Source organism: Nostoc sp. C96, assembly GCF_059384975.1.
The window spans coordinates 197,453-223,342 of record NZ_JBXUHI010000002.1 but is presented as its reverse complement, the minus strand read 5'-3'; the positions used below and the strand labels follow the sequence as shown (position 1 = coordinate 223,342).

The 25,890-nt window shown below is 40.3% G+C and carries 28 protein-coding genes, 19 tRNA genes and 1 pseudogene; 17 read left to right on the top strand and 31 right to left on the bottom strand.

Annotated elements, in window-relative coordinates; all coding sequences use genetic code 11:
• Positions 1-39 precede the first annotated feature (39 nt).
• On the top strand, positions 40-462 hold the full coding sequence (locus AC504W_RS29515) for a hypothetical protein (protein WP_494879853.1): 423 nt from the start codon (positions 40-42) through the stop codon (positions 460-462).
• A 151-nt stretch (positions 463-613) separates the two neighbouring features.
• On the opposite strand, the gene AC504W_RS29510 is transcribed toward AC504W_RS29515, so the two are convergent.
• On the bottom strand, positions 614-1,945 hold the full coding sequence (locus AC504W_RS29510; RefSeq protein ID WP_494879924.1) for an AAA-like domain-containing protein: 1,332 nt from the start codon (positions 1,943-1,945) through the stop codon (positions 614-616).
• A 1,712-nt stretch (positions 1,946-3,657) separates the two neighbouring features.
• Here AC504W_RS29510 and AC504W_RS29505 point away from each other — a divergent pair.
• Positions 3,658-4,491: a DNA/RNA non-specific endonuclease gene (locus AC504W_RS29505; RefSeq protein WP_494879854.1), complete on the top strand. Its 834-nt coding sequence runs from the start codon at positions 3,658-3,660 to the stop codon at positions 4,489-4,491.
• Between the two features lie 109 nt (positions 4,492-4,600).
• Here AC504W_RS29505 and AC504W_RS29500 read toward each other — a convergent pair whose 3' ends face one another.
• Both AC504W_RS29500 and AC504W_RS29495 read right to left on the bottom strand, forming a co-directional pair.
• Positions 4,601-5,179: a hypothetical protein gene (locus AC504W_RS29500; RefSeq protein WP_494879856.1), complete on the bottom strand. Its 579-nt coding sequence runs from the start codon at positions 5,177-5,179 to the stop codon at positions 4,601-4,603.
• 355 nt (positions 5,180-5,534) lie between these two features.
• A complete protein-coding gene (locus AC504W_RS29495; protein WP_494879925.1) occupies positions 5,535-5,669 on the bottom strand; it encodes a nuclease A inhibitor family protein in 135 nt (44 codons plus the stop codon).
• Positions 5,670-6,111: 442 nt separating this feature from the next.
• Here AC504W_RS29495 and AC504W_RS29490 point away from each other — a divergent pair, with 442 nt between their 5' ends.
• Entirely contained in the window at positions 6,112-7,197 is a 1,086-nt protein-coding gene (locus AC504W_RS29490; RefSeq protein WP_494879857.1) for a tyrosine-type recombinase/integrase, read from the top strand.
• Between the two features lie 311 nt (positions 7,198-7,508).
• The gene (locus AC504W_RS29485) at positions 7,509-8,267 is read left to right on the top strand and encodes a DUF559 domain-containing protein (protein ID WP_494879858.1); all 759 of its coding nucleotides are present in this window, start codon (positions 7,509-7,511) and stop codon (positions 8,265-8,267) included.
• Between the two features lie 20 nt (positions 8,268-8,287).
• Here AC504W_RS29485 and AC504W_RS29480 read toward each other — a convergent pair whose 3' ends face one another.
• Complete coding sequence (locus AC504W_RS29480; protein ID WP_494879859.1) at positions 8,288-8,458, bottom strand: hypothetical protein; 171 nt, start codon at positions 8,456-8,458, stop codon at positions 8,288-8,290.
• 210 nt (positions 8,459-8,668) lie between these two features.
• Here AC504W_RS29480 and AC504W_RS29475 point away from each other — a divergent pair.
• Positions 8,669-8,861: pseudogene (locus tag AC504W_RS29475) on the top strand (hypothetical protein).
• Positions 8,862-9,173: 312 nt separating this feature from the next.
• Here the strand turns inward: AC504W_RS29475 and AC504W_RS29470 are convergent.
• The 21 genes from AC504W_RS29470 to psb34 form a co-directional block, all read right to left on the bottom strand.
• Positions 9,174-9,248, bottom strand: a tRNA-Ala gene (locus AC504W_RS29470).
• 6 nt (positions 9,249-9,254) lie between these two features.
• Positions 9,255-9,326 (bottom strand) — tRNA-Arg (locus tag AC504W_RS29465).
• Between the two features lie 6 nt (positions 9,327-9,332).
• Positions 9,333-9,408 (bottom strand) — tRNA-Val (locus AC504W_RS29460).
• 100 nt (positions 9,409-9,508) lie between these two features.
• Positions 9,509-9,579, bottom strand: a tRNA-Gly gene (locus AC504W_RS29455).
• Between the two features lie 47 nt (positions 9,580-9,626).
• Positions 9,627-9,701 (bottom strand) — tRNA-Leu (locus AC504W_RS29450).
• 4 nt (positions 9,702-9,705) lie between these two features.
• A tRNA-Leu gene (locus tag AC504W_RS29445) sits at positions 9,706-9,783 on the bottom strand.
• 9 nt (positions 9,784-9,792) lie between these two features.
• Positions 9,793-9,866: transfer RNA gene (locus tag AC504W_RS29440), tRNA-Gln, on the bottom strand.
• An 8-nt stretch (positions 9,867-9,874) separates the two neighbouring features.
• Positions 9,875-9,950 (bottom strand) — tRNA-Gln (locus AC504W_RS29435).
• A gap of 5 nt (positions 9,951-9,955) precedes the next feature.
• Positions 9,956-10,030: transfer RNA gene (locus AC504W_RS29430), tRNA-Asn, on the bottom strand.
• A 9-nt stretch (positions 10,031-10,039) separates the two neighbouring features.
• Positions 10,040-10,137: transfer RNA gene (locus AC504W_RS29425), tRNA-OTHER, on the bottom strand.
• 6 nt (positions 10,138-10,143) lie between these two features.
• Positions 10,144-10,217, bottom strand: a tRNA-OTHER gene (locus tag AC504W_RS29420).
• Positions 10,218-10,223: 6 nt separating this feature from the next.
• Positions 10,224-10,311: transfer RNA gene (locus AC504W_RS29415), tRNA-Ser, on the bottom strand.
• A 4-nt stretch (positions 10,312-10,315) separates the two neighbouring features.
• Positions 10,316-10,399 (bottom strand) — tRNA-Tyr (locus AC504W_RS29410).
• 127 nt (positions 10,400-10,526) lie between these two features.
• Positions 10,527-10,600, bottom strand: a tRNA-Glu gene (locus AC504W_RS29405).
• 149 nt (positions 10,601-10,749) lie between these two features.
• A tRNA-Trp gene (locus AC504W_RS29400) sits at positions 10,750-10,820 on the bottom strand.
• A 3-nt stretch (positions 10,821-10,823) separates the two neighbouring features.
• Positions 10,824-10,898: transfer RNA gene (locus tag AC504W_RS29395), tRNA-Met, on the bottom strand.
• 5 nt (positions 10,899-10,903) lie between these two features.
• Positions 10,904-10,978: transfer RNA gene (locus AC504W_RS29390), tRNA-Cys, on the bottom strand.
• 5 nt (positions 10,979-10,983) lie between these two features.
• Positions 10,984-11,060 (bottom strand) — tRNA-Glu (locus AC504W_RS29385).
• Between the two features lie 3 nt (positions 11,061-11,063).
• Positions 11,064-11,139: transfer RNA gene (locus AC504W_RS29380), tRNA-Asp, on the bottom strand.
• Positions 11,140-11,340: 201 nt separating this feature from the next.
• Positions 11,341-11,877: an HNH endonuclease gene (locus AC504W_RS29375; protein ID WP_494879860.1), complete on the bottom strand. Its 537-nt coding sequence runs from the start codon at positions 11,875-11,877 to the stop codon at positions 11,341-11,343.
• Between the two features lie 766 nt (positions 11,878-12,643).
• Positions 12,644-12,814, bottom strand: coding sequence for a photosystem II assembly protein Psb34 (gene psb34 / locus AC504W_RS29370; RefSeq protein WP_494879862.1), 171 nt, complete (start codon positions 12,812-12,814; stop codon positions 12,644-12,646).
• A gap of 367 nt (positions 12,815-13,181) precedes the next feature.
• Between psb34 and AC504W_RS29365 the strand changes: the two genes are divergently transcribed.
• On the top strand, positions 13,182-13,652 hold the full coding sequence (locus AC504W_RS29365) for a hypothetical protein (RefSeq protein ID WP_494879864.1): 471 nt from the start codon (positions 13,182-13,184) through the stop codon (positions 13,650-13,652).
• A gap of 235 nt (positions 13,653-13,887) precedes the next feature.
• On the top strand, positions 13,888-14,769 hold the full coding sequence (locus AC504W_RS29360; protein WP_494879866.1) for a DNA/RNA non-specific endonuclease: 882 nt from the start codon (positions 13,888-13,890) through the stop codon (positions 14,767-14,769).
• A 21-nt stretch (positions 14,770-14,790) separates the two neighbouring features.
• Here the strand turns inward: AC504W_RS29360 and AC504W_RS29355 are convergent, their stop codons facing one another.
• From AC504W_RS29355 to recD2, 3 genes are read right to left on the bottom strand one after another with little or no spacing between them, the layout of a single operon-like run.
• Positions 14,791-15,195, bottom strand: coding sequence for a nuclease A inhibitor family protein (locus AC504W_RS29355; RefSeq protein WP_494879868.1), 405 nt, complete (start codon positions 15,193-15,195; stop codon positions 14,791-14,793).
• A gap of 59 nt (positions 15,196-15,254) precedes the next feature.
• Positions 15,255-15,602 carry a hypothetical protein gene (locus AC504W_RS29350; RefSeq protein WP_494879870.1) on the bottom strand — a complete coding sequence of 116 codons (348 nt, stop codon included), beginning with the start codon at positions 15,600-15,602 and terminating at the stop codon, positions 15,255-15,257.
• Positions 15,603-15,635: 33 nt separating this feature from the next.
• On the bottom strand, positions 15,636-17,876 hold the full coding sequence (recD2, locus tag AC504W_RS29345; protein WP_494879872.1) for an SF1B family DNA helicase RecD2: 2,241 nt from the start codon (positions 17,874-17,876) through the stop codon (positions 15,636-15,638).
• A gap of 542 nt (positions 17,877-18,418) precedes the next feature.
• On the opposite strand from recD2, the gene AC504W_RS29340 reads away from it, so the two are divergent.
• Positions 18,419-19,804 carry a DUF2252 domain-containing protein gene (locus AC504W_RS29340; protein ID WP_494879874.1) on the top strand — a complete coding sequence of 462 codons (1,386 nt, stop codon included), beginning with the start codon at positions 18,419-18,421 and terminating at the stop codon, positions 19,802-19,804.
• Between the two features lie 75 nt (positions 19,805-19,879).
• On the opposite strand, the gene AC504W_RS29335 is transcribed toward AC504W_RS29340, so the two are convergent.
• A complete protein-coding gene (locus AC504W_RS29335; protein WP_494879876.1) occupies positions 19,880-20,317 on the bottom strand; it encodes an arsenate-mycothiol transferase ArsC in 438 nt (145 codons plus the stop codon).
• 41 nt (positions 20,318-20,358) lie between these two features.
• Here AC504W_RS29335 and AC504W_RS29330 point away from each other — a divergent pair, with 41 nt between their 5' ends.
• The 7 genes from AC504W_RS29330 to AC504W_RS29300 all read left to right on the top strand — a co-directional run bounded on the left by AC504W_RS29330 (position 20,359) and on the right by AC504W_RS29300 (position 24,463).
• Positions 20,359-20,493, top strand: coding sequence for a hypothetical protein (locus AC504W_RS29330; protein WP_494879877.1), 135 nt, complete (start codon positions 20,359-20,361; stop codon positions 20,491-20,493).
• Between the two features lie 204 nt (positions 20,494-20,697).
• Positions 20,698-20,946, top strand: coding sequence for a helix-turn-helix domain-containing protein (locus AC504W_RS29325; protein ID WP_494879879.1), 249 nt, complete (start codon positions 20,698-20,700; stop codon positions 20,944-20,946).
• Between the two features lie 178 nt (positions 20,947-21,124).
• Positions 21,125-21,619: a hypothetical protein gene (locus AC504W_RS29320; protein WP_494879880.1), complete on the top strand. Its 495-nt coding sequence runs from the start codon at positions 21,125-21,127 to the stop codon at positions 21,617-21,619.
• Positions 21,620-21,719: 100 nt separating this feature from the next.
• Positions 21,720-22,058: a hypothetical protein gene (locus AC504W_RS29315; protein ID WP_494874793.1), complete on the top strand. Its 339-nt coding sequence runs from the start codon at positions 21,720-21,722 to the stop codon at positions 22,056-22,058.
• A gap of 243 nt (positions 22,059-22,301) precedes the next feature.
• The gene (locus AC504W_RS29310; RefSeq protein ID WP_494874794.1) at positions 22,302-23,039 is read left to right on the top strand and encodes a nuclease-related domain-containing protein; all 738 of its coding nucleotides are present in this window, start codon (positions 22,302-22,304) and stop codon (positions 23,037-23,039) included.
• Positions 23,040-23,397: 358 nt separating this feature from the next.
• The gene (locus AC504W_RS29305) at positions 23,398-23,664 is read left to right on the top strand and encodes a DUF559 domain-containing protein (RefSeq protein WP_494874795.1); all 267 of its coding nucleotides are present in this window, start codon (positions 23,398-23,400) and stop codon (positions 23,662-23,664) included.
• A gap of 238 nt (positions 23,665-23,902) precedes the next feature.
• Complete coding sequence (locus AC504W_RS29300; RefSeq protein ID WP_494874796.1) at positions 23,903-24,463, top strand: hypothetical protein; 561 nt, start codon at positions 23,903-23,905, stop codon at positions 24,461-24,463.
• 9 nt (positions 24,464-24,472) lie between these two features.
• Here the strand turns inward: AC504W_RS29300 and AC504W_RS29295 are convergent, their stop codons facing one another.
• On the bottom strand, positions 24,473-24,601 hold the full coding sequence (locus tag AC504W_RS29295) for a hypothetical protein (RefSeq protein WP_494874797.1): 129 nt from the start codon (positions 24,599-24,601) through the stop codon (positions 24,473-24,475).
• Between the two features lie 97 nt (positions 24,602-24,698).
• Between AC504W_RS29295 and AC504W_RS29290 the strand changes: the two genes are divergently transcribed.
• A complete protein-coding gene (locus AC504W_RS29290; protein ID WP_494874798.1) occupies positions 24,699-25,208 on the top strand; it encodes an NUDIX hydrolase in 510 nt (169 codons plus the stop codon).
• Here AC504W_RS29290 and AC504W_RS29285 read toward each other — a convergent pair.
• Positions 25,205-25,390, bottom strand: coding sequence for a hypothetical protein (locus AC504W_RS29285; RefSeq protein WP_494874799.1), 186 nt, complete (start codon positions 25,388-25,390; stop codon positions 25,205-25,207). The two genes, AC504W_RS29290 and AC504W_RS29285, sit on opposite strands and share 4 nt — an antisense overlap.
• On the opposite strand from AC504W_RS29285, the gene AC504W_RS29280 reads away from it, so the two are divergent.
• Positions 25,389-25,871, top strand: a complete 483-nt coding sequence (locus AC504W_RS29280) for a hypothetical protein (RefSeq protein ID WP_494874800.1) — start codon at positions 25,389-25,391, stop codon at positions 25,869-25,871. The genes AC504W_RS29285 and AC504W_RS29280 overlap by 2 nt on opposite strands.
• Positions 25,872-25,890: the final 19 nt, after the last annotated feature.

Below are 25,890 nucleotides of genomic sequence, written 5' to 3'. Positions count from 1 at the left end.
TTCAGTTTGAATAACTTAACGAGTCAAAGGAGTGCTAATATGCCATACGAGCGAAGAGTTACGGTGACTGCAAGTTTCGAGGGACAAGACTACGAAAACTTTGGAAGTAACGAATATCCACCACCATTTAACACAACAAGAACAGTGATTCTTACTGATGATATGCCACAGGGTTTGCTTAGTTTCCAAAATCGATGGGGAGGAGAGTGCCGTGCTGAGTTTAATACACTTGTTCAACGTCTGACTAATGGGGATGTACGTATATATGGCGATTTAAAGTTATTTGAAGGCACAAGCGAAGATACTAATGACTTAGACGGAATTACAGTAGTTGATTTCATTTGCCCTAAATCCTCCACATTGCCGTGGGAGGTTTACGTGAGAAACAATGATGAAAATGATGATGATTGGGCTAAGGTAAAGATGACAGTATCGAACTACCCCAATGTCATTGATGAGTAAGTAGATGTGGGATGCGTCAGTGCGAGGAAACTTAATTATCCCAAGAAATTCTTCATACTGACGCACACTAATAACCTATCGATTTGAAATCATGTATTTTTTGGTATTATATTACTTGACACCGATAAGTTTGTTGTCCCTCACCGTTATTCTATAAGTGTTCCTGAAAATATTGTCGATATAACTGACAGCGTGGTTCTAATTTATTGCCTACTTTATTAACCAATCCCATACTGTATAACTGATATGCTGTATTCGTTGCTATAAAAATTGGTTCTGTTGCTGTAACTACTTGCTTAAATGCCTCCGCTAGATGAGAGTTTTGCTGCAAACAATTCAAAATTCTGCGGAAATAGCTATCATAAATTCCGGCGTTTGTAGGAGCATTTTGTAAAAAATTATCAAGAGTGTTTTCTCCAAGTACGAGGTGATAAAGTGCCAATCTAATTAGATATGGATGTCCGCCAATTAAAGACATTAATTGCTCCACTTGGATATCATTGTAGTTAAGTCTGTGACGCTTGATTAAGTTTTTAACTTGTTCTAAGGTAAATTCTGGCAATGGCATCACTAAACCTACATTATCAAAGGGTGATCGATTTATATCTAATGAGCCATAATCTTCAGTAGAATGTACGACAATTAATCGTAACTTTTCCAAAATCTCTAAAGTTTTTGCTTCTTCATGCCAAGTACGTAACATAGCAAAAAAACCTTGAGAAATTTCAGGATATTTAAAAACTACATCGACATCATCTAATGCCAATACTAAATTATTGTTGATTTGGTCTAAAATATTATCTTCAAAGTATGCAGTGCAATTAACAATGCTATTTCTATATTCAGTCCAGGTTTCATTTAACAAACTAGGTAATCTTAATTTTTGACTAACACAATCACAAAACCAGCGTAAAAATTTATCTAAATTACTAAAATCAGCTGCTTCTAGTTGCCTAAAGCTTAAACGTACTATACTATATTCCTGCCGTTTTGAGTGAGCTATAATTCTATTAAGTAAGGATGTTTTACCCATTTTATGAGGGGCTTTAATCCGAATTAAAGAACCAGGTTGAAGGATTGTTGTATAACAAAGTCTTTCTTGTATTGGCGATCGCTCAATGTAAAATGGAGAATTAAGTGGCACTGGATCATCTGGGCATTCTAGCGCAAATTCATTTTCGATAGGAGAATTATCTGGATTTACTGACGATTTCCTGTCGTATAAACGTTTAACTGCTGCAAGAAAATTTGTTTTACTTACTTTTTCTTCTAATACTTCTGTAAGTAATCTCCACAGATTGGGGCCTATATTTTTCTGTAAATAATCTGCTGTATAACGATTATTAGTGGTGTTGGCAATTTCTTCATAAGTTAAACCTTGCCATGAACCTTCTAAAATGATTCTTTCTGCATCAGTTAAATTTCTAGTGGTTTTCTGATATACAGCAGTATCTAAAACTCTTATTCCTTCTTCAAAGTTTATCATTTATTCTAAGTGTGTGCATTTATTCTAATGATTTTGCGATCGCCGTAGTCATGTAACATCCATATATAGGAATCCGACTTGATTATTGAAATTACTTGTGTAGGTAAGAAAGAGGAAACAGGAAAAGAAGTAACAGAGGTGTACTAAGTTTTTTCAGAAATCAAATAGGATTTCTATATAACTATATAGATGTTAAAATGTTGATTAGTATATAAAATTCTAAGATACCCAGTTTTTTACTAGGTATGACTTTCAGAGAATAATTTCTTGATTGGCTTAAATTGCCGATAAATTGGCGAAAAAAGCCAGAACACAAAGCACCACATTCAGAATATCAGGAAATAGGCTATAGGCGATCACATTGCCTAAAAAGGCGTTTTTTTTGGAAAGCAGGATACTAATACCAATTCAAATCATGTTTGCGACAGATACCCCACCCCAACCATCTAACAGGTGTAGGTTTTTTACAGGGGTGTGAGTATTCATTCACTAGAACTGCCTTGAAAATAAAACGGTTGACAGTGGTTAGAACAATGGTGCAATGTTGAATCCTCTGTTAGCCACAATTTCAAACAGAAGAACAAAAGGTGTCACCACAGAACGGTGAAAGTAGTTTTTGTTTTAATTGGGTGTTGGAGAGAGTTGTTCCAATCGAGAACGTAGACGTTTGAGCAAATGCTGTTTTTGAGGCTGATTATGTGACTTTAGACAAAATCTGTCCAAGGCACAAGGCATAACTTGTCCGCTTTTTGTAACTTAAAGGATAAAGTCCTTTAAGTTACACTAAGTCGCCCAAAGCCTTTTAACTACGTCAGAAACTATTCGTCGAAAATAGGGTTTGAAATCATAACTTGAGCAAAGGTGCTGTTCTGTAACCAGAAACTGAGCAAACATACTCTCTCCGGATATCAAACAACCTGATTTCTCCTTTCAAGCCGTGAAAGCTAGACATAGCAATAGTTTAATACTAAAGATTATTTTCAATAACTTTACTGTAATGACAATTAAATATAAAAGAATAGAACTTTGAGATAGGCAGATAGTAAAGCGATCGCTCTATCCAAAAGGCTCAGATAAAGTAACAGAGCTACTCTCACGAATGGGTTCACTTTCTTCCCTTTGAGGTGCATAACTTGAGCAACCTGGTTTGAAAGCATAAAGCAAGCAAATTGCTCATCTTATGCTTACAGTGACAACAACACCAAACCCCGCCGCAACCCAAAATAAGATACCCATAACTTATATACATTTCAAGACTTTATTCTAAACGTACACCTTAACTTCTACTCCAGATGAGCGAACTGTTGACTTTCTACACGGCTTCTATACTTTTTTCTATACTCTGAATTTGCCAGATAATATAGTTTCTATACTATTTCTACACAAACGTATAGAAATAGTGTACATCTGAGGTCATAACTGGAGCTTGCAGTCGGTTGTGGATTCACGCCTAAGATAAAACTTGAACAACCCATTGTCGGCATACAGGTTGCAGTAAATAGTCAATCCACAGATGATGTGAATTTTTATGACTTTGATTCAACGAAAGTCAAAATGCTCTTAAAATCGCATCTTTAAGTGTTATGGGTATACCCTGCCATTCGAGCGTTCGCTTACTTTACAACTTGAAACTTAACTGAGTTAAAACCTGAAAATACAATCATAAATGCTGAAGTGAAATAAATCAGACATTAAAATCCCGGAAATCTATGGTAAATCCTCGTTTTTGGAGCGTAGCTGCTTTACTGGGACTGTTAATTGGGTGTTCACCAGTTCAATCTCAACTACCACCATCAACCGAACTTTCCCCATCAATAAGTGTGCATTTGCTTTTGGGAAATCCTAGCAGTGCAACGCCAACGAGTCTTACACCTGACAACTACTTAATGTCCAAGTATCAGTATGCCCTCTCTTACAATAACAGTAAGGGAACAGCTAACTGGGTCGCTTGGCAGCTTAACTCTTCATGGCTAGGAAACGCCGAGCGCCAAGATAACTTCCGTCCGGATCACACATTGCCGAATGGTTGGTTACGGGTAACTCCTTCTATGTATTCTGGCTCTGGTTATGACCGCGGTCACATCGCACCTTCAGCAGACCGCACTAAAACAACAGAGGATAATGCTGCTACGTTCCTGATGACAAATATGATGCCTCAGACCCCTGATAATAATAGAAATACATGGGGCAATTTAGAAGACTATTGTCGAGAACTCGTCAGTCAAGGTAAGGAGCTTTACATCATTGCAGGGCCTAGTGGTAGTCGAGATCAACCACTTAAAGGTAAGGTGGTTATTCCTCAATCAACTTGGAAGATTGTTGTCGTACTAGATAATCCTGGTTCTGGAATTAATGGTATTACTGCTAATACTCGTGTCATTGCAGTCAATATTCCCAATGAGCCAGAATTAAATAATGACTGGAGGGCTTATAAAGTCAGTGTTGATCAAATAGAACAACTTACTGGCTATGATTTTCTGTCCTTAGTTTCTCCAAATATTCAGGAAGTAATTGAAGGCAAAGTAGATAACAGTAACAAGTAAAGCAATCTAGTGGTCTGCATCATACACAGTCATTGTCTCACAGCAGGACATAAGATATGATTTGGGCGCTCGCTCGAATGGCAGGGTTTGTACTTCACTCATTTAATACTTAGTCAACTGGGTAATACAGCCCGTCTTTCTCATTAAACCGCCAAGAACGATGAATAAAGTCGCGGTCTTGTGTCCATCGTTCAAAATCTTTCTGGCTTGATGTTGCACGTTTTTCTTCGATGATAGATGCAGTAGTACCAAAACGCGAGGCTAATTGTTCTGCATTGCGGGGTTCAAGCTTGACTGGCGCACTCGTCTGATAAGAGTAGCCGCTTGATTTGTTACGTGATCTTGATGTATTGATACTATTTTGTATTTGTATCAATGCCCCTTCAAATCGTGAAAGTTTGTGAGCTAGTTCTTCGAGTTTACCTTCGAGATTAGTTAATCTTTTTTCTTGCTGATTGTTGGTACTTTCCTCTATACTTTCTTGAAAACTAAAAAACTCTTCTTCAAGTTTATACAAGCGAATTTCTACACTTTCTTCTGTACCCGGTACGTCTCCTAAAATATGGTGTAGCCCTTGGATAACCAAGTCTGTGGCGGTGGTTTTCCGTTCTCTTGCTGCTAGGCGAAGTGCCTCAGTTAAATTTTTGGGAAGTTTGAAGTTAATTGATTCGCGTTCAGTTCTTGGCATTTCTACACGCAGTATATACCTCGGTATAGACAAAGTTTACCACTTTAGCACGAGCTAATCTTGAGCAAGCCAAAGTGCTGTTAGTGGGAGATACAAAAACGTCTTGATATATATTGATGCCTTAATCGGAGCAAGTGTCTTGCCAATCACGCTCGTAACTTTGATTACACCTTTTCTTTCAGAAATCCGGGATAGCATTGCCGGTAGCGAAAAGCATCGCAACATAAATTAACAATCTTCTGTCTTGACGTATCCCTTGGGATAGGGCGAATCCGCGTCAAACAAAGATGTAGAATGGTAAATAAAATGTCCGGGAACAGAACTTTTCAGACATTTTTCTAAATGATGCGGAAGCCTATACTTTTATACCCCTCGTCATCCAAAACATTACTCCCAAGTTGATAATTTCCCACAAAAATACTGAGAATGGGTATTCTGACTCGATCATAAACAGCAAGCCCCCAGATGCCCGTTTTAGCTGTTCTAAAATTCCTAAATTAGTTTAGGACTTGAAAAAAAGTTTGATAGCTGTAACCAAAGCCACTTATGAAACCAGATGGAATCGGGGACAGGTGCGATCGCAGGCATTGCGGCCGTTAGAAGCAATCGCGGTACTTAGCTATATTGACTTAATTGTGTAATCGCGTATTTGTACCCCCCGCGTACTCACATTCATGAGATCGCATTACTCTAACTAAAAGATGTGGGAGCAGTTGATAGCTCGTTGTTGAGAAAAAGGCACAACGGCAACAGCCACGCTGACCATAATTTATGTAATAACTGGCCCCCTCCGGTTGCCCAACTCCTGGTCACTTCATCGAGAGAAGCAAAAATTTTTGTAGTATATTTAGCTACATAATTAAGGTAAAGGCATAACAGAAAAATTATCGTCCCAAAGTGGGACTAGGAGGACAAAAAGGGGGAGAATAGTTTTGATATCGAAAATTACCTTTTTCGCTAACAATGCTATGGATGATACTTCCTATCCCCATAAGCGTGCATTCAATACAGCAAGCGATGATGCTGGATTTAATGACGCGGTGGAGGTATTAAAAAAATCGTTTGAAGCTCCAATTGAGCGTTATTTTGCGTCAACTCCTGACGAGCAGGATGTCATTGCCTTGATGCTTGCCAATATCCGCGCCGCCAGCACGCGGCGCGAATACCAAAAAGATTTGCGGAAATTTTTCGTGGCGATGACAGGTGTTGAGCCAAATGTCGATAGCGTTTTGGAGTTTTTGCACCTGAACGAGAAGCGGGCGGTGGCGGTGGTATTGAAATATAGAGCAAAGCTCTTTGCTGCTGGTTTGAAGGAAGCAACGGTTAACCGTCGCTTGAGCAGCATTAAATCTTTGGTGAAGTTTGCCCGCAAGTTAGGTGTGTGCAGCTATTCGCTCGAAGATGTGGAGTTGGAGAAGGTGAAAGCCTACCGCGATACCACCGGGGTAGATGCCCAAACAATGAGTGCTGTTATCCAGATGATTGACCGCTCAACAGTTCCAGGAACAAGAGATTACGCGCTGTTGCGACTGTTGTGGGAAAATTTACTACGGCGTAATGAAGTTAGTCAATTAAATATTAAAGACTTCGAGCCACACTCTGGCAGATTGCGGATTTTGGGGAAAGGACAAGGCACGAACGATGAATGGGTGAAACTGTCCGCAGCAACAATCAATGCTATCTGTGATTGGTTGCAAGTTCGGAGTAATATCACCGTTTCTTCACCTCTATTTATCTCCCTTGACAATCGTAGCCGGGGGCATCGCCTTACTGGAGACGGCATCCGCAAAATTGTTGTCAATTATTTTGATGAAGCTGACGTGAAAAAACTCATGTCACCACACCGCATCCGCCATAGCAGCGTTACAACACTTTTGGAAGTAACTCAAGGGGATGTGAGGAAGACGCAAAAAGCCAGTCGTCATGTCAAGCTGGATGTATTAATCGTGTACGACGACAATCGCAAACAAGGTCAGGAAGAAATGACAAATTTATTGGCAGATTTGATTGGTGATTAAGCTTTGGAAGAGCCAATAAATTTAATAGCAAATTTAATCCAGGTCTAAGTTCCAAGGGCTTCAGCTTCATAATCATTAAGTTTAGCTATAAATGCTGCTTCATATCGACTAGAACTGAATTCCCACAACCATAAAAAATTGATTTCTTGTATGATTAGATTTTGACATCAAGTTAAAACTTAGTATGCTACTTAAGCTCTGGACTGCCTGCTGAGTTATCGAAGTAGTATTCTAGATTGTTTTTATGTATTTTCTCTCTTGCATTAATCAGATAAATATAGCTACAACCAAATAAATTATTATTTGATTGTATGGTGCAAGCTCCCGTTAAAACTGTTTTTAATCCACAGGGTAAAGAACACAACAATTCTGAGAATTCTATAGTTTCAGTAGCTCCGCAGTTGCCTTATTATGTAGAAGTTAGGACTGATTCTTTAATTACTTTTCTTTTACATATTTATAATTTTCCAGATAGAAAGCTAGTTCAAAAGTGGTTAGAGGCAAGACAACAAACAGGATTTTACTTTGAAATTACCCAACATTTACATCTAGCTTTTGCAGATCAGCGAGACGGAAAAAGTACAAAATATTGGTGGTTTATTTATTATGATGATGTTGAAAAGAAAAGAATAATCAGCAATATTAAAATCCAAGAGCATTTAGTTAAAACTAAAATTGAAAATAACGTAGTCAAAGAAAAACTTTTATGGAATGGATTAATATTTCGGTCTGAAGCAGAAATAAGGATAGCCAAAGCTCTATCTAGTTTAAATATTATGTTTTTTGCTAATGTAAATGGTTTTATGGGTTTAAACGGCTTACCTATTAGTAATCATGATAATAAACAGAGAGAAAAAGCCGAGGTAGATTTTTTAGTATTTCACAATCAAAAGTGCATGATTCTTGAAGTTGACGGAGTACATCACAATAATACATTTCATAGACAATGGGACTGTAAAAGAGATAGGGTATTTTTAAGACAAGGTATTTCTACTGTTAGATTTTCAGCAGAACAATGCTATGAAAACGCCTCAGCAGTTGTTAAAGAGTTTTTAGAGCTATTTAATTAATGACTTGTAGCCTTTAGACTTCAAAGCCCAAAACTATGAAAAGTAGCAGTAACCCAATTCTCAAACTCCAGCCAAGCATCTTCTTCTGATTTATACCACTCGCTTTTAAAAGAGTGATAGGTAGCACGGTACTCAGCTTCTTCGTTGACTACACGAGTTTCGATAATTGGTACAATCTGCGTTTCTTTCATATATTCTCTAAGAACATGACTAATTTAAATGCGATCGCCCTCAGCATTTTTTTCTAGCAGCATCAGATTTTAATCAATTATCTGCCTTCTCATTGACTTAATTTGCAGCATAACTTATATATAGCTTACCCCATGCGATCGCCTGTTCACCGATTACTTCTCCTTTGAGGAGAGTTTGATAAAACAAGGGTAGAGTTTGAGCTACCACTAATGACTACCACCAAGATTCATCTAGTTGTTGGCATTCATAACGTTACTCTGTTGGTATTCTATACAGAGGCCGATTGCTGGCAATTTCGGTTGATTAGTTCTGGTGGTGCAGTGAATGGTTACGCGCAAACTTTACTATACGCCCGAAGCTGCGGAGAAAGCAGGGCGTGAGTGGATTGGACAGGGTAATTAACGTTGCGTGTCTACTGCTCTAAGTCCACTCTTAGAGGTACTGCCCCTCCTTCCACTGTGTTATCAGCACAGTGCCTCACTTTTCGGCTTCAGGTGGAAGGCGGAAGATGGAGGAATCGTAGCTTGCTTCCCGTTCGCGGAGCGTTCCCGAAGGGTAGGGTACCCCTACAGTTACCTGTACCCTGGTTTTCAAAACCAGTTGCCGACCATTTAGCGGCATCTTCCTTAAAGGGGTATCTGAGGAGGCTTGAACTCCCTAATGACTGGTTCCACAAACCAGCGCCGCGACCGCTTTGGCTTCAGACACCATCAGTGGAATCAAGGGGATTTGAACCCCTAACCTCCTGTGTGCAAGACAGGCGCTCTAGCCAGTTAGAGCTATGACCCCATACAGCAGGAGTGGTAGGACTCGAACCTACATCGGTCGATTTAGAAGATCGATGCCCATCCATTAGGCGACACTCCCATAAATTGGTAGCCCTGGCAGGAATTGAAAGAGCGACTTCCTCTTTGTAAGAGAGGCACTCTCCCAACTGAGTTACAGGGCTAAAAGAGCGGACGACGAGAGTTGAAAAGAGCATCTGAAGCTTGGCATACTTCGGTGTTGCCTTTACACCACATCCGCATTGAAAAACCTATAAGGTTCAGAGCGATCGACGAGAATCGAACTCGTACCGTGAGTTTGGAAGACTCTGATGCTGCCTTTACACCACGACCGCCTGTTCCCAAAACAGGAGTGCTGCCAAGCTACACCACACCCGGATAATACTGCTGGTGGGAGTCGAACCCACAACCTCTGGTTTCTAAGACCAGCGCCTGCTTCCAGTTGGGCTACAGCAGCATATTGGTACTCCTGATGGGATTTGAACCCACACACAGACTGTTTTTGAGACAGCCGCCTCTTCCAATTGGGCTACAGGAGTATATATAGGCTGGGAAGGAAGGAATCGAACCTTCAAACTTCGCGTTCAAAGTGCGACGGCTTTACCTGTTTGCCTACTTCCCATTGATATTTGGATGCAGGAGTTGGGGTTGAACCAACCTCTCCTTGATTCAGAGTCAAGGCGACTTGCCAATCGTCCATCCTGCAATTAATGGCTGCCCCAGTAAGAGTCGAACTTACAACCTCGCGGTTAACAACCGCTTGCTCTGCCATTGAGCTATGGGGCAATGTGCCAGTCCCCCAGATCCGGATTGAACAGATGACCTCCTGTTCTTCTCCTATCGGAGACGCTACGCGAACAGACAGGCGCTACTACCAACTGAGCTACCAGGGGATAAGGCGAGAACGGAGGGACTTGAACCCCCAACCTTCTCTTTCGTAATCTGAGATGCAATCCAGTTACACCACGTTCTCATAAGGCGGAGAGAGAGGGAGTTGAACCCACAGTGAGACGCTGAATCTCACAACTGTTTAGCAAACAGCTTGCCCTGCCAATAGCAATCTCTCCATAATGGGCCGGGTAGGATTTGAACCTACGAAGCACATAGGCATCCGTTTTACAGACGGCTTCCTTCAACCGGACTTGGATACCGACCTAAATCAACGTTCACTTTGTAGAAATACATCCACAAGGGATGGAGTGAAGGGGAATCGAACCCCTATCCAGCAAGCGTCCGTTTGTTGGTTTCGTTGCTGTCGATCACCATTCGTCACCCCATGAGGCAGTGCAGACGGGACTCGAACCCGCTAATTACACGCTTGAAAGACGTGCCGCTCAGCCACTTCGCTTCTGCACCAAGAGAAAGATTTCTACCACATACAAGTTTGAGAAGCTGTTTTTAACAGCCTCCAGGTTTGGCGGAGGCTGTAGGAGTCGAACCTACTTCGGTTTTTTTAGACCGATTAACCAATATGTAAGCTTCTCGTGTTAGGACACGCGGTAGAACGCACAGACAAGGATTTGAACCCTGACCAAAGGTTTTGGAGACCCTGATGCTGCCGTTACACCATCTGTGCATTTGGTAGCAGTGGCAGGAGTTGAACCCGCATATTCTCGGTTATGAGCCGAGTACCTTGCCGTTAGGTGACACTGCAACGCTTGGAGTCCAGGGCGAGAATTGAACTCGCTGGGGGAGGTTTTGCAGACCAACACCCTACCATTAGGCGACCTGGACATATTTGGAAGCCGTGACGAGAGTTGCACTCGCTTCTCTCTGACTGAGAACCAGAGCGACTTTTCTATTCGTCTACACGGCTACACGGGGATGATGGGATTTGAACCCACGTTCTTTCGCTCGACAGGCGACTGCTTTAAACCGGACTAAGCTACACCCCCACGTTGGGTGGCAATTATTCAGTTTTCATGGTTCTGAGATGTTTGCTCTATGCCTTATTGAGAGGCTGTAGTGCTTCACTACATATATACTACATAATGTATTACAAGGTGTCAAGGGCATACTACAAAATTTTTTTGAGAAGTGAGAGGACATTGTGATGTAATCGAGGTATTGCCCTCTCTGATTGAGTTTGAAGTAAATTACTCAGATTCACTCAGGCGTTGTGCGTTCCAAAATTGTTCAGCAAATGCAACTGCTGGGTGAATTGGGGCTTTGGGCTTGGTTTTCAGTACCATTCCTGCTTCATGTGGCAGACGATCGCTCTTGGTTGAGTTGCATTTAGCGCACGCTGTTACAACGTTGTCCCAGGTATGCTGTCCACCTTTTGAGCGGGGTATTACATGATCAAGCGTTAGATGCTTGGTGCTACCGCAGTATTGGCAGGTGTGGTTGTCTCGTTTCAAAACTTCACGACGGTTTACAGGCGGTACTTTCCAATGGCGTTCGGGATTGCCAACTCTCAAGCGGATGTGTTCTGGTACTTGTAGTACAACACTAGGTGAACGGACTTCCCACTGCTTTGTAGTACCAAAATTCAATGATTCTGCCTGACCTGTAACTAATAGCACGATTGCTCGTTTGATGTTGATACGTGCTAGTGGTAAGTAGTTTTTAGAGAACACTACAACTGAATTTTGTAGTATGTGCGATTGCCTAAAAGGTGGTTGAGCTTCCATAAGTTGATTCACTCCTAAAAAAATAACCCCCGCCTCTGTCCATCAGTGCGGGGGTCAGATAGTTGATACTTTTTGACCTATATCGGTGCTAGAAAACACTTGCACCTCCCGCTTTGAATAAGTTGATCCGGATTCAGCCAACAGGCTAACGCTGCCTCTTGGCCAACGCTTGCAGATTTACCACTAATCAACCGATATGCTCTCTCAAAGGCAAACAGCACAATTGCTCTGCCTGAACCCCTGACAGGTTTGCAATGCACTGCATTATTTGAGGAAGAAGAGAATCTGCGGCTCATCAATTTTTTGTAGTATCTGTAACTTTGAGGAATATTTATATACTACAACTGTAATATATATCTGTCCACTACCAGTGTTAGAGGATATAGTTCGGCAACGAATTTTCCGAAATAGTTAAGCTAGGCGGTGTAGTTCTTATTAGTAAAGCAACTTATAAATAACTTCTATAAATAACTAGGGGAAAATTACCCCAACAAAAGCCCAGTCATCATGGCTGGGTTTTGGTTTAAGGCGATGTCTGACGACAAGCCACTACCCTTCGGGTTCTGCGAAGCAGTACGCGTCTACGCTTGCCTTTTGTGATTATTTTAATACATTTGTATTGTTAAGCTTGATTAAGGCGATGTTTGCGGAAAAATCTTGCGATTGCGATGCCCTCCACAACAAAAAACCCCGGCGTTAAGTACCGAGGTTTAGGGAAGAAGCCTTTTGGATCGATGAGAGATGCCGATACCGAAATCCACAAATATTAACTAACAGCAATTGCAACCCAAACTAGAGCAGTAACAAATATAGTTGCAATTGCACCTTGGATGACGTAGTTGCGTTGTTCCCAAACTGCTGGATACTCAGCGCAGTATACCTGGGGTTCAGTTGGGTAGTTGTTGAGAACGCCGTCTTCATTAACTGTGGTGTACATAGTTTTTTTATTGCTTGTTCATTAATTTATGTAAATAAATATAACAATATTGTTACAAAAGGTCAACAGGACTTGACACAAAAAGTCTGATAGCGTTAATAAAAGTCGCTAATCAGCAATGGGTTACTCAGGCGAGGAAAGAAAGCGCCGTGCTGGTGCTGTGTTGCAGATTTTGAAGCGAGTCAGGGCAGTTTCTTAGAGGAAATAATAGGCTGATCACCTACAGAGGTATTCTCATCATGATACTGTCAAGGTAATTATCAAGATAAATGACGAAGCAGACAGTCCAGTTTTACCTAGACATTACCTAGATATGAGCAATACAGGGAAAACAAAGAAGCTGGCATCTTTTAACTGTGACCAAAAGATGTGGGAGCAGTTTATCGCTCATTGCCAGGAAAAAGGCACAACAGCAACAGCCACGCTCACCCGATTTATTGAGCTATACCTAGATGGTTCTCTAGATGACCTTGATGTAATTGCTGGTAATCAAGAGCAACGTCTGGACTCTTTAGAACAAAAAATTGAGGGGATAACAGCCCAAATGACACAATTCGCTGATGCGATTTTGAAAATTCAAAATCATCTCAACAACCAACCAAAACGGCGCAATAACTCATACAACAAGAATTCATACTATCCTGGGCAAACTCCCCGTCTTCAACCGCTAACGGCAGAAAATTTAGCTGCAAGACTTAATGTAAATGCAGAAACTATACGTGAGCAGCGAGTTAATCTACCACCACCACTTTTTGTGGCATGGTGCAAGGGCAAGGATAGAGCAGGGTTAGGCTGGGAATTTAACGAAAGTACAGGACTATATCATCCTGTGAGTTAGTTTACAGATGCGGGTAGGGATGCGATGCGATCGCTGTAGACTCAGAAATTTTTTGCTCTCCAGGAGATCGGGGTTAGGCTGGGAATTTAAACAAAATACAGGGTTGTATCATCCGTTAATATAAGTGCAAATTGCGATCCGCTTAATTCTGAGAAGAAAAATGCGGTGATTGAAAAAATCTGGAAATTTGCTTAAAAATGGTGATGCTTAATGTAAACGAAGCTATCTAAATTTTATGCAGTTAATAAATCGCTTTCAGACTTTGATTGCTGTTACTGGCTTGGTTACGTTATTGGGATGTTCACCAGCACTGATTCAATCAATTTCAGCACAAAAAGTTACAACACCATCCCAACCTCAAAATAGTCCTCACTTAGTATTGGGAAATCCTAGCGGGGCAGTTAATAGCACTGCCAACCCAGACAACTACTTAATCATTAGACCACAATACGCTTTATCATATAACCGAGATAAAGGAATTCCCAATTGGGCAGCTTGGCAGCTAAACAAGAATTGGTTGGGCAATTTACCACGTCCGGGATTTACACCTGATACTACATTGCCTAATGGCTGGTATCGAGTCACGCCAAATGACTACAGTGGCAGTGGCTTTGACCGAGGACACATGGTTCCTGCCGCCGACAGAAACAAAACACAACAAAACAGCCAAGCAGTATTTTTGATGACCAACATCATTCCCCAAGCCCCAGACAACAACCAAGGGCCTTGGGAACAACTAGAAAGCTATAGTCGGGGTTTAGCCAAACAGGGTAAAGAACTTTACATATACGCTGGTAGTAGCGGTGTTGGGGGTACAGGGAAAAATGGCGCAAAAACCACAATCGCTAATGGTAAGGTGACTGTTCCGGCCAGAACTTGGAAAATAATTGTTGTCCTGGATAAACCAGGGTTAGGTTTAAAGGGAGTGAACAAAAATACTCGTGTCATTGCCATTGATATGCCTAACACGCAAGGAATTAAAAATAATAAGTGGACTAAATATAGAACTTCAGTGAAGAAACTGGAAGAAATTACAGGCTATGATTTTCTCTCGAACGTACCAACAGAAATTCAGGGATTTATCGAAGCTAAAGTTGATAATGTTAGCGTTAATTAACTCAAACTCAAATAATTAATTCTAAGTTTCGATAAGTTTAGTAGCAATTCCGGCTAAATCGCCTGTGGGAGTTTCGCCAAGAAGATAAGCATCAATTTCGATGTTTCCGAGGCGATACACCTGCGGGTTTTTTAATGTCGCAAAAATCGTTTGTACAAGCTTTTGAAATTTGGTAACTGTAGCCCTTTCTTCATCACTGTGCCAGTCTTGGGGAGTAGTTGCAACAGTAAAAAAATCATCAACTGATAGCATTTCTACAGGTGTATCCTGTGGATGATTGGTCTGTTGTATAACTTTTTGGGGTGTGATAGGAGGTGTTAATGACCACAAAAAAACTTCAAACGGGTAATCAGACTCACTCATCATGAGTAAACCGTTCGCTGCTGTACGAAGCTGTTCTAAAATTTCTGAATTAGTTTGAGTCATAAGCCATCATCATAGAGCGATCGCTCCATTAACGCTATCATCCCAAAAGCTGAAAAACCCTACACAGTATCATCCATCCAGCCGCATTCAGGGCAATCCCAATGTACCCGTGCTGTGTAATCTCGGTCAAACGTAAAGCCGCACTGGGGACACTTACCAGTAAATAAAGGATGGGTATCTAGCAGCTCTAACTGTTCCTCCGGTGTCCGCCGATGTTGTGGTTGCAAGATTAGTTCGCCGTTGTAGGTTGCCCCGTCCGGTTGCCATAGTTCCTCTCCTTGAGCGTTGGGGTCTTCTCGAAAATCCAAACAGCTATCACCGTCAACCCCCTTTGGGTGGACAGCACAGATGAGGTGGGGATTGTGGGAGTAGAGAAGGCAGCGATCGCACTCTGGGATTTTTGGCATAGCACCAGTGTACTGCGCCCCAAAGAGCGATCGCTATTGCAATTCATGAATCAACCTCTCTTGCAATCGGGTATATCGCTCCTGGGACTTTGTAGAACGAACGCACATACTGATTGCCTTGTTACTGCCAATAATAATCGCCAGTGTCTTGGCACGGGTTAACCCTGTATAAAGTAAATTTCGAGTCAGCATCATGTAATGTTGCGTATACAATGGAAAAATTATTACTGGGTATTCTGAGCCTTGCGACTTATGGATACTCACGCTCCAGGCTAAAGCCAGTTCATTCATGTCAGCATAATCATAAGTAACATCACGCTCTTGGTACTGTACGATGACTTCCTGTTCTTCAGTATCTATTGTGGTAATAAATCCTACATCACCGTTAAACACTTCCCGTTGATAATCGTTGGTGAGTTGAATTACCCTGTCACCAATTCTAAAAATAGTCCCACCCCTGGTAATTTCAATTTTTTCAGGACTAGGTGGATTAATTAACTGTTGCAGTACGTTATTAAGATTGCGTGTACCGACTAATCCCCGTGACATGGGGGAAAGCACTTGTACATCAGTAGCAGGGTGAAAACCAAGCCGGGGGATGAAATCAGCAATCAACTCACTAATTGCCTGCACTCCATGTTCTGGCTCAAACCCTCCACCATGCCACAGACAATCAGATTGAGGTGTATCAGAAATTGATTCGATATGGGGATATTGCCCCCGGTTAATTTGGTGGGCGGCGGTAATAATTTTGCTAGTAGCAGCTTGACGAAATACTTGGGTAAGTCGCACTACAGGCACTTTTCCCGAATTAATTAAATCAGCCAGCACGTTACCTGCCCCTACCGATGGCAATTGGTCAATATCTCCTACTAACAATAGTTGGGCATTTTCGGCAACAGCTTCAACCAAAGAGTATGCCAGAAACAAGTCAAGCATACTGGCTTCGTCTACAATAATTGCACTATAAGGTAACGGGTTAGTGCGATCGCGTTTAAAACTGCGCGTCTTGGGGTCAAATTCTAGTAGGCGGTGAATGGTTTTCGCTTCTAGCCCAGTCATCTCGCCTAATCTTTGGGCAGCGCGTCCAGTTGGTGCAGCCAGGGCAATTGATTTACCCATTGCCTTCCACAAGGAAACAATGGTGTGAGTGGTAAAAGTTTTGCCCACACCAGGGCCACCTGTAATGACGGTGAATCTAGAGTAAGCTGCAACTTCTACCGCTTGTTGCTGTTCGGGTGATAGTGAAACTTTGCGGCTACTGCTATAACGCTCTAGCCAAGCGCGGACACGGGGAATATCAGGATTGATGGGGTGGGTGAGCCGTTCGCGTATTAATTGGGCTAAGTTTTGTTCGGTGTGGAAGTAGGTAGGCTTGTAGCAATTAAGTGTTTTATCGGCATCACGTTCTCTAATTAGCTCATTTTTGAGCGCCATATCTTTGATAACTTGAGTGATGGCATCTTCTTTTGGTTGATGGTCAGCAGTAGTGAGCAGTTTAATTACTTTCTCAATCAGTTCAGTCTGTGGCAAGTAGCAATGCCCATCTTCTGCGGCTTCACTTAATACATGGGTCATCCCAGCACAGTAACGAAACTGGGAATCTGCGGGAACGCCCAAATTCCGGGCAATCTTATCAGCAGTTAAAAAACCAATACCATAGATATCTGCTGCTAACTGGTAAGGATTATGGGTAACTGTATCTATGGATTTATCGCCATATTGCTTGTAAATTTTAACTGCGTATGTTGTAGAAACGCCGTGGCTTTGCAGAAATACCATCACTTCTTTAATAGCTTTTTGCTCATTCCAAGCTTTTTGAATCATAGCAATGCGTTTTTTAGCAATGCCATTAACTTCTGCAAGTCGTTCAATTTGGGTTTCAATAATCTCAAGGGTAGATAGTCCAAAATGAGCAACTATCCGTTTAGCAGTTACAGGGCCAACACCTTTAATTAGACCGCTACCTAAATACTTCTCAATTCCTGTAAGGGTAGCAGGTTTGGTTTCTTTATAATTAACAACTTGAAACTGCAAACCATACTGTGGGTGTTCGCGCCAAAAACCAGTTAATTGCAGCGTTTGTCCTGGTTGGATATCTGCAAAGCTACCAGTAATCGTAGTGAGTTCCTTCGCACCAGGGCGTTGTAAACGTGCCACTGTGTAACCCGACTCTTGAGAGTAATATGTCAGACGTTCCACTACTCCCGTAATCAATTCATGTTTGGGAGTGGCGTTGATTTGCTGCTGACTTGGTAGGGGTGTGGTGGACATCACTTTTAGGAAACGGCGCAGCCATTATACTCGATAGTGTTTTAGAAGTAATCGAGTTAGCTTTATATAGTATTTATGTACTATATAGTAAATTATGGAGAATAGCGATGGCTGTGCCAACGTTAAGGGCAAACTTAGCGTACAATGCAACCCGTTTTGGTATGGTGATGCCAATATTATGTGTCATAGTCAAACAGGTGTTTCTTCAACGCTATTTATTCTCATATTTACTATCAATAAAAAGTACTTTTACTTCACAGTCATTCTATTTTCAATAGAAGTATTTATTGCTGTTTTTGTCAATGAAAGCTTTATCCGTCCTTTTATCGGCGATGTTTCTGACTGCTGACTTCTGAGTGCTGAATTCTTACGTAAAAGGTTAAGTTTTGACTGGATTATAGATAATATGCTTTAGCATTTTTTTGGGGAGTAAGACACATCATTTTCTCAGGATTATCGAGGCATTTTCTCAGAATTATAGAAACGATTGCTCCTATACTTATTTTCAGGATCAACATAACTTTAAAGTTTAGTGTTCTATTATGTTTAGGTTAAAAAAATTCACAGCAATTGCAATTTTAGTCTTTGCAGTTATAATTTTAGGATTTCCATCCCAGACTCAAGCTGCATTTTCCCGTTCAAGTTGGATAGAAAATCAAATCTATCAATATAATCATCCCTTTGCCTCGCAATTACCGCAAGAATTAGCAACAAAGATGCAAAAGATGGCAGTTAGTCCTTTTGCTTTTTATCGAGGGACTGCTCACATCTTCTATAGTGATATGCAGACATTACCAAGTTCAGCATTTGTCAATTCTTCAACAAGAGCTATTTGGTTAGAAGGTGATATGCACCTACAAAATCTTGGGGGGATGCGGGATGCCAATGGTAACAATGTTTTTGATACCAGCGATTTTGATGAAGGTTATCTCGGCCCCTACGTCTGGGATTTACGCCGGATGGCGGTTTCAATTCTTTTAGCGGCGAAAGAAAATGGACTGAGTTCTAATGATGCTCAGGATGTGGTGCGGAATTTTGTGGATACTTATCTCAACAAAATGGGGGATTTTAAGGGAACGAATGACGAATTATCTTACCGTTTAGAATCGAGTAATACAAATGGTGTTGTTAACGATTTAATTCAAAAGACTGCCGCCAACAGTCGTTCTAACTTTTTAAGCAAGTATACACTAATTAATACTAGTGGAGATCGCCTCTTCCAGACTACTTCTGAACTTCAACCTTTATCTAGCAGTACCTATTCAGCTATTAGTGCTGGGATGAGTAGCTACATTACTTCAATTGCTAGTAGTAAGCGTTACAGCAATAGTTATTATATTGTCAAAGATATTCGTCTCAAATTAGGCTCAGGAACTGGTAGCCTCGGCAGATATCGATATTACTTGCTAATTGAAGGCCCAACTTCTGCAACCAGTGACGATGTGATTTTAGAAATGAAGCAAGAAACTAGCAGCGCCGTAGCTATAGCTGTGCCAGAGTTGTTGCCGAGTTCTGTGTATAGTAACCATCAAGGTGCAAGAGTCAGCATTGCCACGAAAGCGATGCTTGCCAATACTGATCCTTTAGTTGGCTACACTACAGTCAACAATCTCTTTTTCTTTCTACGTGAGAAATCGCCCTACCAAGAGGATTTTGATTACAAGTTGCTCACAAGCAAATCAAAATTCCTGGATGCAATGGGATATGCCGGGAAAGTGGTAGCTAAAAACCATGCTATCTCTGACAAAGATTACAATAGTGCAATTGTTTCCTACAGTGTGGATAAAGAAGTCACAGATGTTGTGGGTAATAACACTTCTGCATTTAAAAATGAGATTGTCAACTTTGCCTTAGACTATGCCACTCAAGTTGAGTATGACTATGCAAGTTTTGTTAGTGCTTTCAACCGAGGAGCAATACTCTACTAAAGCAATTTACCGCCGCTCTCCTCGCGCCTCTTGTGATAACTTTTCCTCTAAGAATTTTTTGGAGGGCGATCACCACTAACTTTGTGTCAGTTGTTCTATGAGTTGCAGTATATGTTTTTCAATTTGCTCAAGGGCAACTGTAGCAGAGGTTTTATCGATATCGTGAACCAGCCAGTATTCGATTGTCTCTGCCCAGTGGGGAAAGCGTTCATTCATCAAAGGACGGTGTTCTAATTCATCTAAGGCAATAACTCTAGTAGCTGACTGAAAATCTTGCTCACTGGCTGGCATTGGAAACCGTTCATCATCTGGTAGGTTTACCAAACGCACAGCTAAAGCCTCAGCCGCATACTGGGAAATTGCCCCCACATTGTTTACACCGCGCTCAAGTGCCAAACCTCTAGAGTCGGCCTGCCAATCTAAACCTTGTTTGGTAGCCAACCAATTAAATAGGTTTTCGGCAAAGCGGCTGCGGTAGTAGTTGCCTGTACACAAGAATAAGATTTTATTCATTTGACCAAATTTTACTAAGCCTATGGGCTTTGTACTGGTAAATGGAAGAATTTGCAAGATATTCAGGCTACTTTTCACATGGTTGCAATGGGGTAATTTCTTCGCTTGATTGGGAGGAGCGATCGCCTGTCTACTACATTTCCGCTAAGAACGCCATCGCCTATGCTGGGCTTTAAGAGCGATGCCTACTGCCACCTTTTCCTCTAAGAATTTACTCTTCAACAGCACTTACAAAATCTTCTTACTCAAAGCAAAGAATTTTACTCATAAGAATCATATTGCGTATATTAACTGATGAATAGCCCGCTTTAGCATGGTTAATATATAGCAAATAATATAGCACCTGCTACTTAAAGTAGAAGGTAAAGTATCAAATTTAAATGACTATTAAAAAACCCTTGGCTATCAAACAGCCAAAGGTAGGGCAGATCATTCGTGATTTGCGGCTTTCTGCTGGGCTTACGCAAGAACAGTTCGCAGCAACTCTAGGTGTTAAATATTCAACGATTAACCGTTGGGAAAACGGACACTCAACGCCGTCGCCTTTAGCGATGAGCAAGATTGAGGGGATGTTAGAGGCAATGGGCGCTCAAGGGCAGGATTTGTTGGCTAAGTATTTATCGAATTAGTTTTTGGCTTCAGTTTTGTGTGGGCAATGAGTTGTACTCATTGCAGATTTAACCTGCCCAAGATTAATGGCAATAGATACACAGCAAGGATTTTGGAGAAACAACTTTTGAGTCTAGGGAAACACAGGTATGAAGGGGCGACTACTCCAACTAGATGATGTCAGGCTCTAGGTACAATATGAGAAGTAATTCATTAAACTCAAACATAGAAATTAGCGGTCAACCTGGTTTAGTGTGGGGGAATATAATTGTTCCCACTGCTGGCAGGTCAAAAATTCGGATTAAAATTGCTGGTGATTTACTGCAAAGTAACATTGATTCAAGTTACGGACTAGAGAAAAAGGATATTCAAACTAGAATTCAGGACATTAAATCTATAGAAATTTCCTCTGGGCCACTTGCTTGGTTATTGGTTCTAGGAGTTGCAACGCTCTTTTTATATGGTCTTGGGATTATATTCATTATTCTTTACTTCTTTATTAAGCAACGCTGGATGATAATTTATACCAGCACCATCAGTATTATTGTGTTCTACAAAAAGCCCCAAGATGTAGAGCAGTTTAGGTCTACTGTGTTGGCACTTGCCCGTCAAATCAATTCACCACCTGTACCCAAAACGCAGACTGCCCCACCGCCACCGCCTCGGATGCCTAGTAAAACTACTATTCAGTAGCTTAAGCATGAAGATTTAGCCGCACCCATTCAAGTGAGGATATCTAGCAACCGACTGCACACGGTTATCTTGTGAATTTAGATAATAAGGAATCGTAATTATGGATGAAATTGTTAGAAAATTAGCAGGTGTTGGATTACCAGCCGTTATACTTCTTATCACAATGGCAACGACTGGTTTAGCTGGTGCTGCTGCCATTACTGCGGCATTGGCTATGTTAGGGCCAGGCGGAATGATTGGTGGTGTTGTATTACTTGGAATCATAGGGTTAGCATCAGATGCACTAACCAAATATGGATTGACAGCACTACTCCAGGGAATTTATCAAGAGAGAAAAGCTAAAGGTGAATCTTTGAATAACCTCTGTAGAGAAATTGATGGTTTACCAATCACTAAAGAATTGAAGCTAATTATTAAAGAACATATCGGTTGCATTTAAGTTTATTGCGATCGCTGTTCTCATAAGTTATCAAATGCCATCACTGCCACATTCTTAGAGGAAATCTACCAAACAATGACCGCAAATTTATAGAAAAGCCAATACTACGCGAAGGCCTCAATCTTGACCCTGTATTGAAAAATTTGATTGTAATTTGTCAGCCTAACTGTACAAACTACAAGGTGACACAACAAGAGTGGCAACGTGTACATGAATTAAAAGGATAATAATTCTCAATTGTCTATGAAAACTTTGCAACAGTCACAAACTCTAAGAGCAGCATTTCAAGAAAAAATAAATACTAAAAAGTCAGCCAAACATCAAGAAATTCACCAAGTTTTAGGCAACGGTACATTAGGTAATCTAGGTTCATTTATATATGAATTTAAGCAAGCCAAAAATCAACTTCAAGGTAGTGTTGGTGAGTGGGGTATCTCTGCAATCTTTCAATGCTTCCCAGATACTTGGGTAATGTTCAATAATGCTTTAATACCTACTAATAACACAGGTGGTTTAACTGAGATAGACCACTTAATTATCGGGATAAAGGGCATTTTCTTGTTGGAAATTAAGACTTGGAAGGGTTCATTTACTGCATACAACGATAAATGGAAACGTCGAGAAGGTCATAATTGGGTAGAAATATCTAACAGTCCTACTTCTCAAAGTGCTTACCATCAAAAAATGTTTAGCCGATGGATAATTTCTGTAGTTCCCAATCTCTCGGATAATTTCGTTTATGCTCCTGTGGTGTTTCCTATAGCTAAATGGTTAGGAGTTAATAATTGTTCAGTACCAGTTTTTCAAAGTGTGCCTGCACTGTTGCAAACGATAGTTAACTGCCCTGATTGCTTGACAGAAACGCAAATACAGTTAATTGCTGAAGCTGTCGCTAATTATAAGATTCCTGAAAATACTACCCCAACACCTAAACCAATTCCTAAATCAAAACTTATTAAACGTCAGAATTATAATAGTTAATTTTAATTAATATGAGTGTGAAAACACAAGAGAAAGTATCAATGAATGGCTATATATAAGAACTCAAACAGGATTTTATAAAGAATTATCGTCTAATTTACATTTAGCATACGCTGACCAACGTGATGGACATAATACACAACACTGGTGGACATTATATTTTGATGATAGTTATAAACAAAATATTTCAACTAATATCAAGATTGAAATTCATTACGTTAAGAGTAAAGATTCACCAAATAATAATAATTCAGATCACCAATGGGGTGGTTTAAATTTTCGGTCAAAAGCAGAAGTTAGAATAGCACACGCCTTACACAGTAAAAAAATTTTATTTTTTGCTAACAGTCGTGCTTATATGGATTTAACTGATTTACCTATTTCTAACATTAATAATAATCAATTAAAGGAAAGAGTAGAAATAGATTTTTTGGTTTTCTATAAGCAAAAGTGTATGATTTTAGAAGTTGATGGAGAACATCATCAGCAAGCACCACAAAGAACTAGAGATTATAGAAGAGATAGAGTCTTATTACGTGATGGTATTCGGACTGCTAGATTTGAGGCTAGTGAGTGTTATAACCATCCTTTAGAAGTTGTTACCGAATTTTTGAATCTTTTTTAAAATTAGGAAATTAGGCAATTTTGATACTTACACTTACTTAGGCGTAGTCTAGCGCAGTGCAAATTTACCTGCTGTTTGGAGATAGCATTAAAGAAAGTTGCAGTTAAAGCTGCATGATTAAAATTAGTTATTCATACTGAATCTATATGTTGATTGTCATGCTTACAGTAGGATAAACTTAGACTTGCTTAAGCGAAATTTAGCTTGGCACTATATTTCAAAAGAAAAGATTAACTTTATGAAACTACAAAATCAAATAAAAAAATTTACAAGTATACTCAGTTTAATTTTTATATTTAATGCAGCCTTTAATATAACTCCATCATTGGCTCAAGAAAAATGTGGGAATACTGAACCTGTTGAAGCTAGTAAAACCACTAGAACAGTAAAGTTAAATAAATTTGGCATTAAAATTAAAATTCCCTCTAACTTTAGAACATTACTTCGTAATAACGGTTCTATAAGCATTCTCGATCCTGGATCATTTGAAGCAGTTAGATGTAAGGCTCCTCATGGCATTTACTACTTCAATATTAAACTGTTACCCAATCCTAAAAAATTATCTTTAGTAGAACTAGCTAGAACTTCTTATAGTACGGCTTTAGGCCCACCAATCAAACTACATAACTATAGGCTGAATAATATAGAAGCATTGGTTATAGATGCTCAAGGTGCTTATGGTGCTTATGGAATTTTTAATGTACCGCAAAAGGGTGTAGTAGAAATGAGTACTGTTTGTGATTGTGAAGTTGATAAAAATGATATCATAAGCTATCTGGAAGTAACTGAATTAATCTAATAGTAAATATCAGAAAAATATTTCTGCACAACTTAGTTTGTGTAATGCGATCGCCCTGCTGCAAATTCTTAGAGGAAAAATCAAGTATGCGATCGCTCCTCCCAATTTACCCGCCGTTTGGAGAAAGTCTTGCAGCATAATTCTTAGAGGACAAGCGATGCCTCTAGCAACCTAACGGAACGCTCCCAGTCCTTTACGACCTGTATATTATTTAATAAGTGTTAATTCTATCTGTATGATGCAAGATTTAGAGATACTTGACATTGTAGATGAAAGTGATTGCGTTATTGGACAAAAGCCACGCTCAGAAATATATAGTCAAGGGCTGTGCAATTTTAGAGTTGTCAATGCTTTTGTCATTAATTCATTAGGACAACTTTGGATACCGCGCCGTTCTGCACAAAAACGAATTTTTCCCCTTTGTCTTGATGTCAGTATGGGTGGTCATGTAGAAAGCGGAGAAACTTACGAAGATGCTTTGCAACGTGAACTCGAAGAAGAATTAAACTTAAATTTAAACATGGTTAATACGCAGTTATTGGGTTATTTAACACCATATAAATATCAAGTGTCTGCTTTTATGAAAGTTTATGAAATCACATTAGATTGTGAACCAGATTATAATAAGAATGATTTTATTGAAAGTTTTTGGTTATATCCTTCTGATTTAATAGAATGGTTGAATAAAGGTGAACCTGCAAAAAGTGACTTGATCAAACTTGTGCAGATGTTTTATGCAAATTAATCTCGAATTTTGATGACTAAATTTTGTATAAAGATTCTGAATTTCCTCAAACCCCATCTAATTTGGTATAACAGCGATCGCCCTACCTGATTCTTAGAGGAAAATTTCTGAGCGATCGCCTCTCTCTCACTCACACCTCCAAACCCTGCTAAAATCCGTGTATTCAACACATCAAATACCATGTCTGGCAAAGGATTTGGGCAATCCCAACCTACAAAAATCGATAAACTTATTGAATCGGCGGTGCGTCACTGCCAAAAGCGACACCCAGAAGCCTTAGACACAATTTTTGACAATCTGCCTGTAAAGCTCAACAAACAGGTATTAGATGGTACAGTTGCCGCTTTAGAAACAGATATTGATGCCTTGAGTTGGCTATGTGGTTATTTTGCATCTGAAATTAACCGTAGTGAGGATAACCAGAAGCCTCGCCATTCTATTACAAAGCTTAGTAAATTGCTCATTACATCGGGGATGAAACCCTTCTGTGATTTTGCTCCTTACCCTGGTTGTCGCATTGTCATACTTGATACTGATAAGTTTGAATCGCTACCAGAGGAAGTTAAAACCATAGTACAGCAAGCTTTTAATGTAACGGAACAGTCTGGTGAAGAAGCACAACGGATAAATGATGCCTTGCTCCAAGAACTAACCGTGACCTAAGAGTAGTGAATAGATGCGA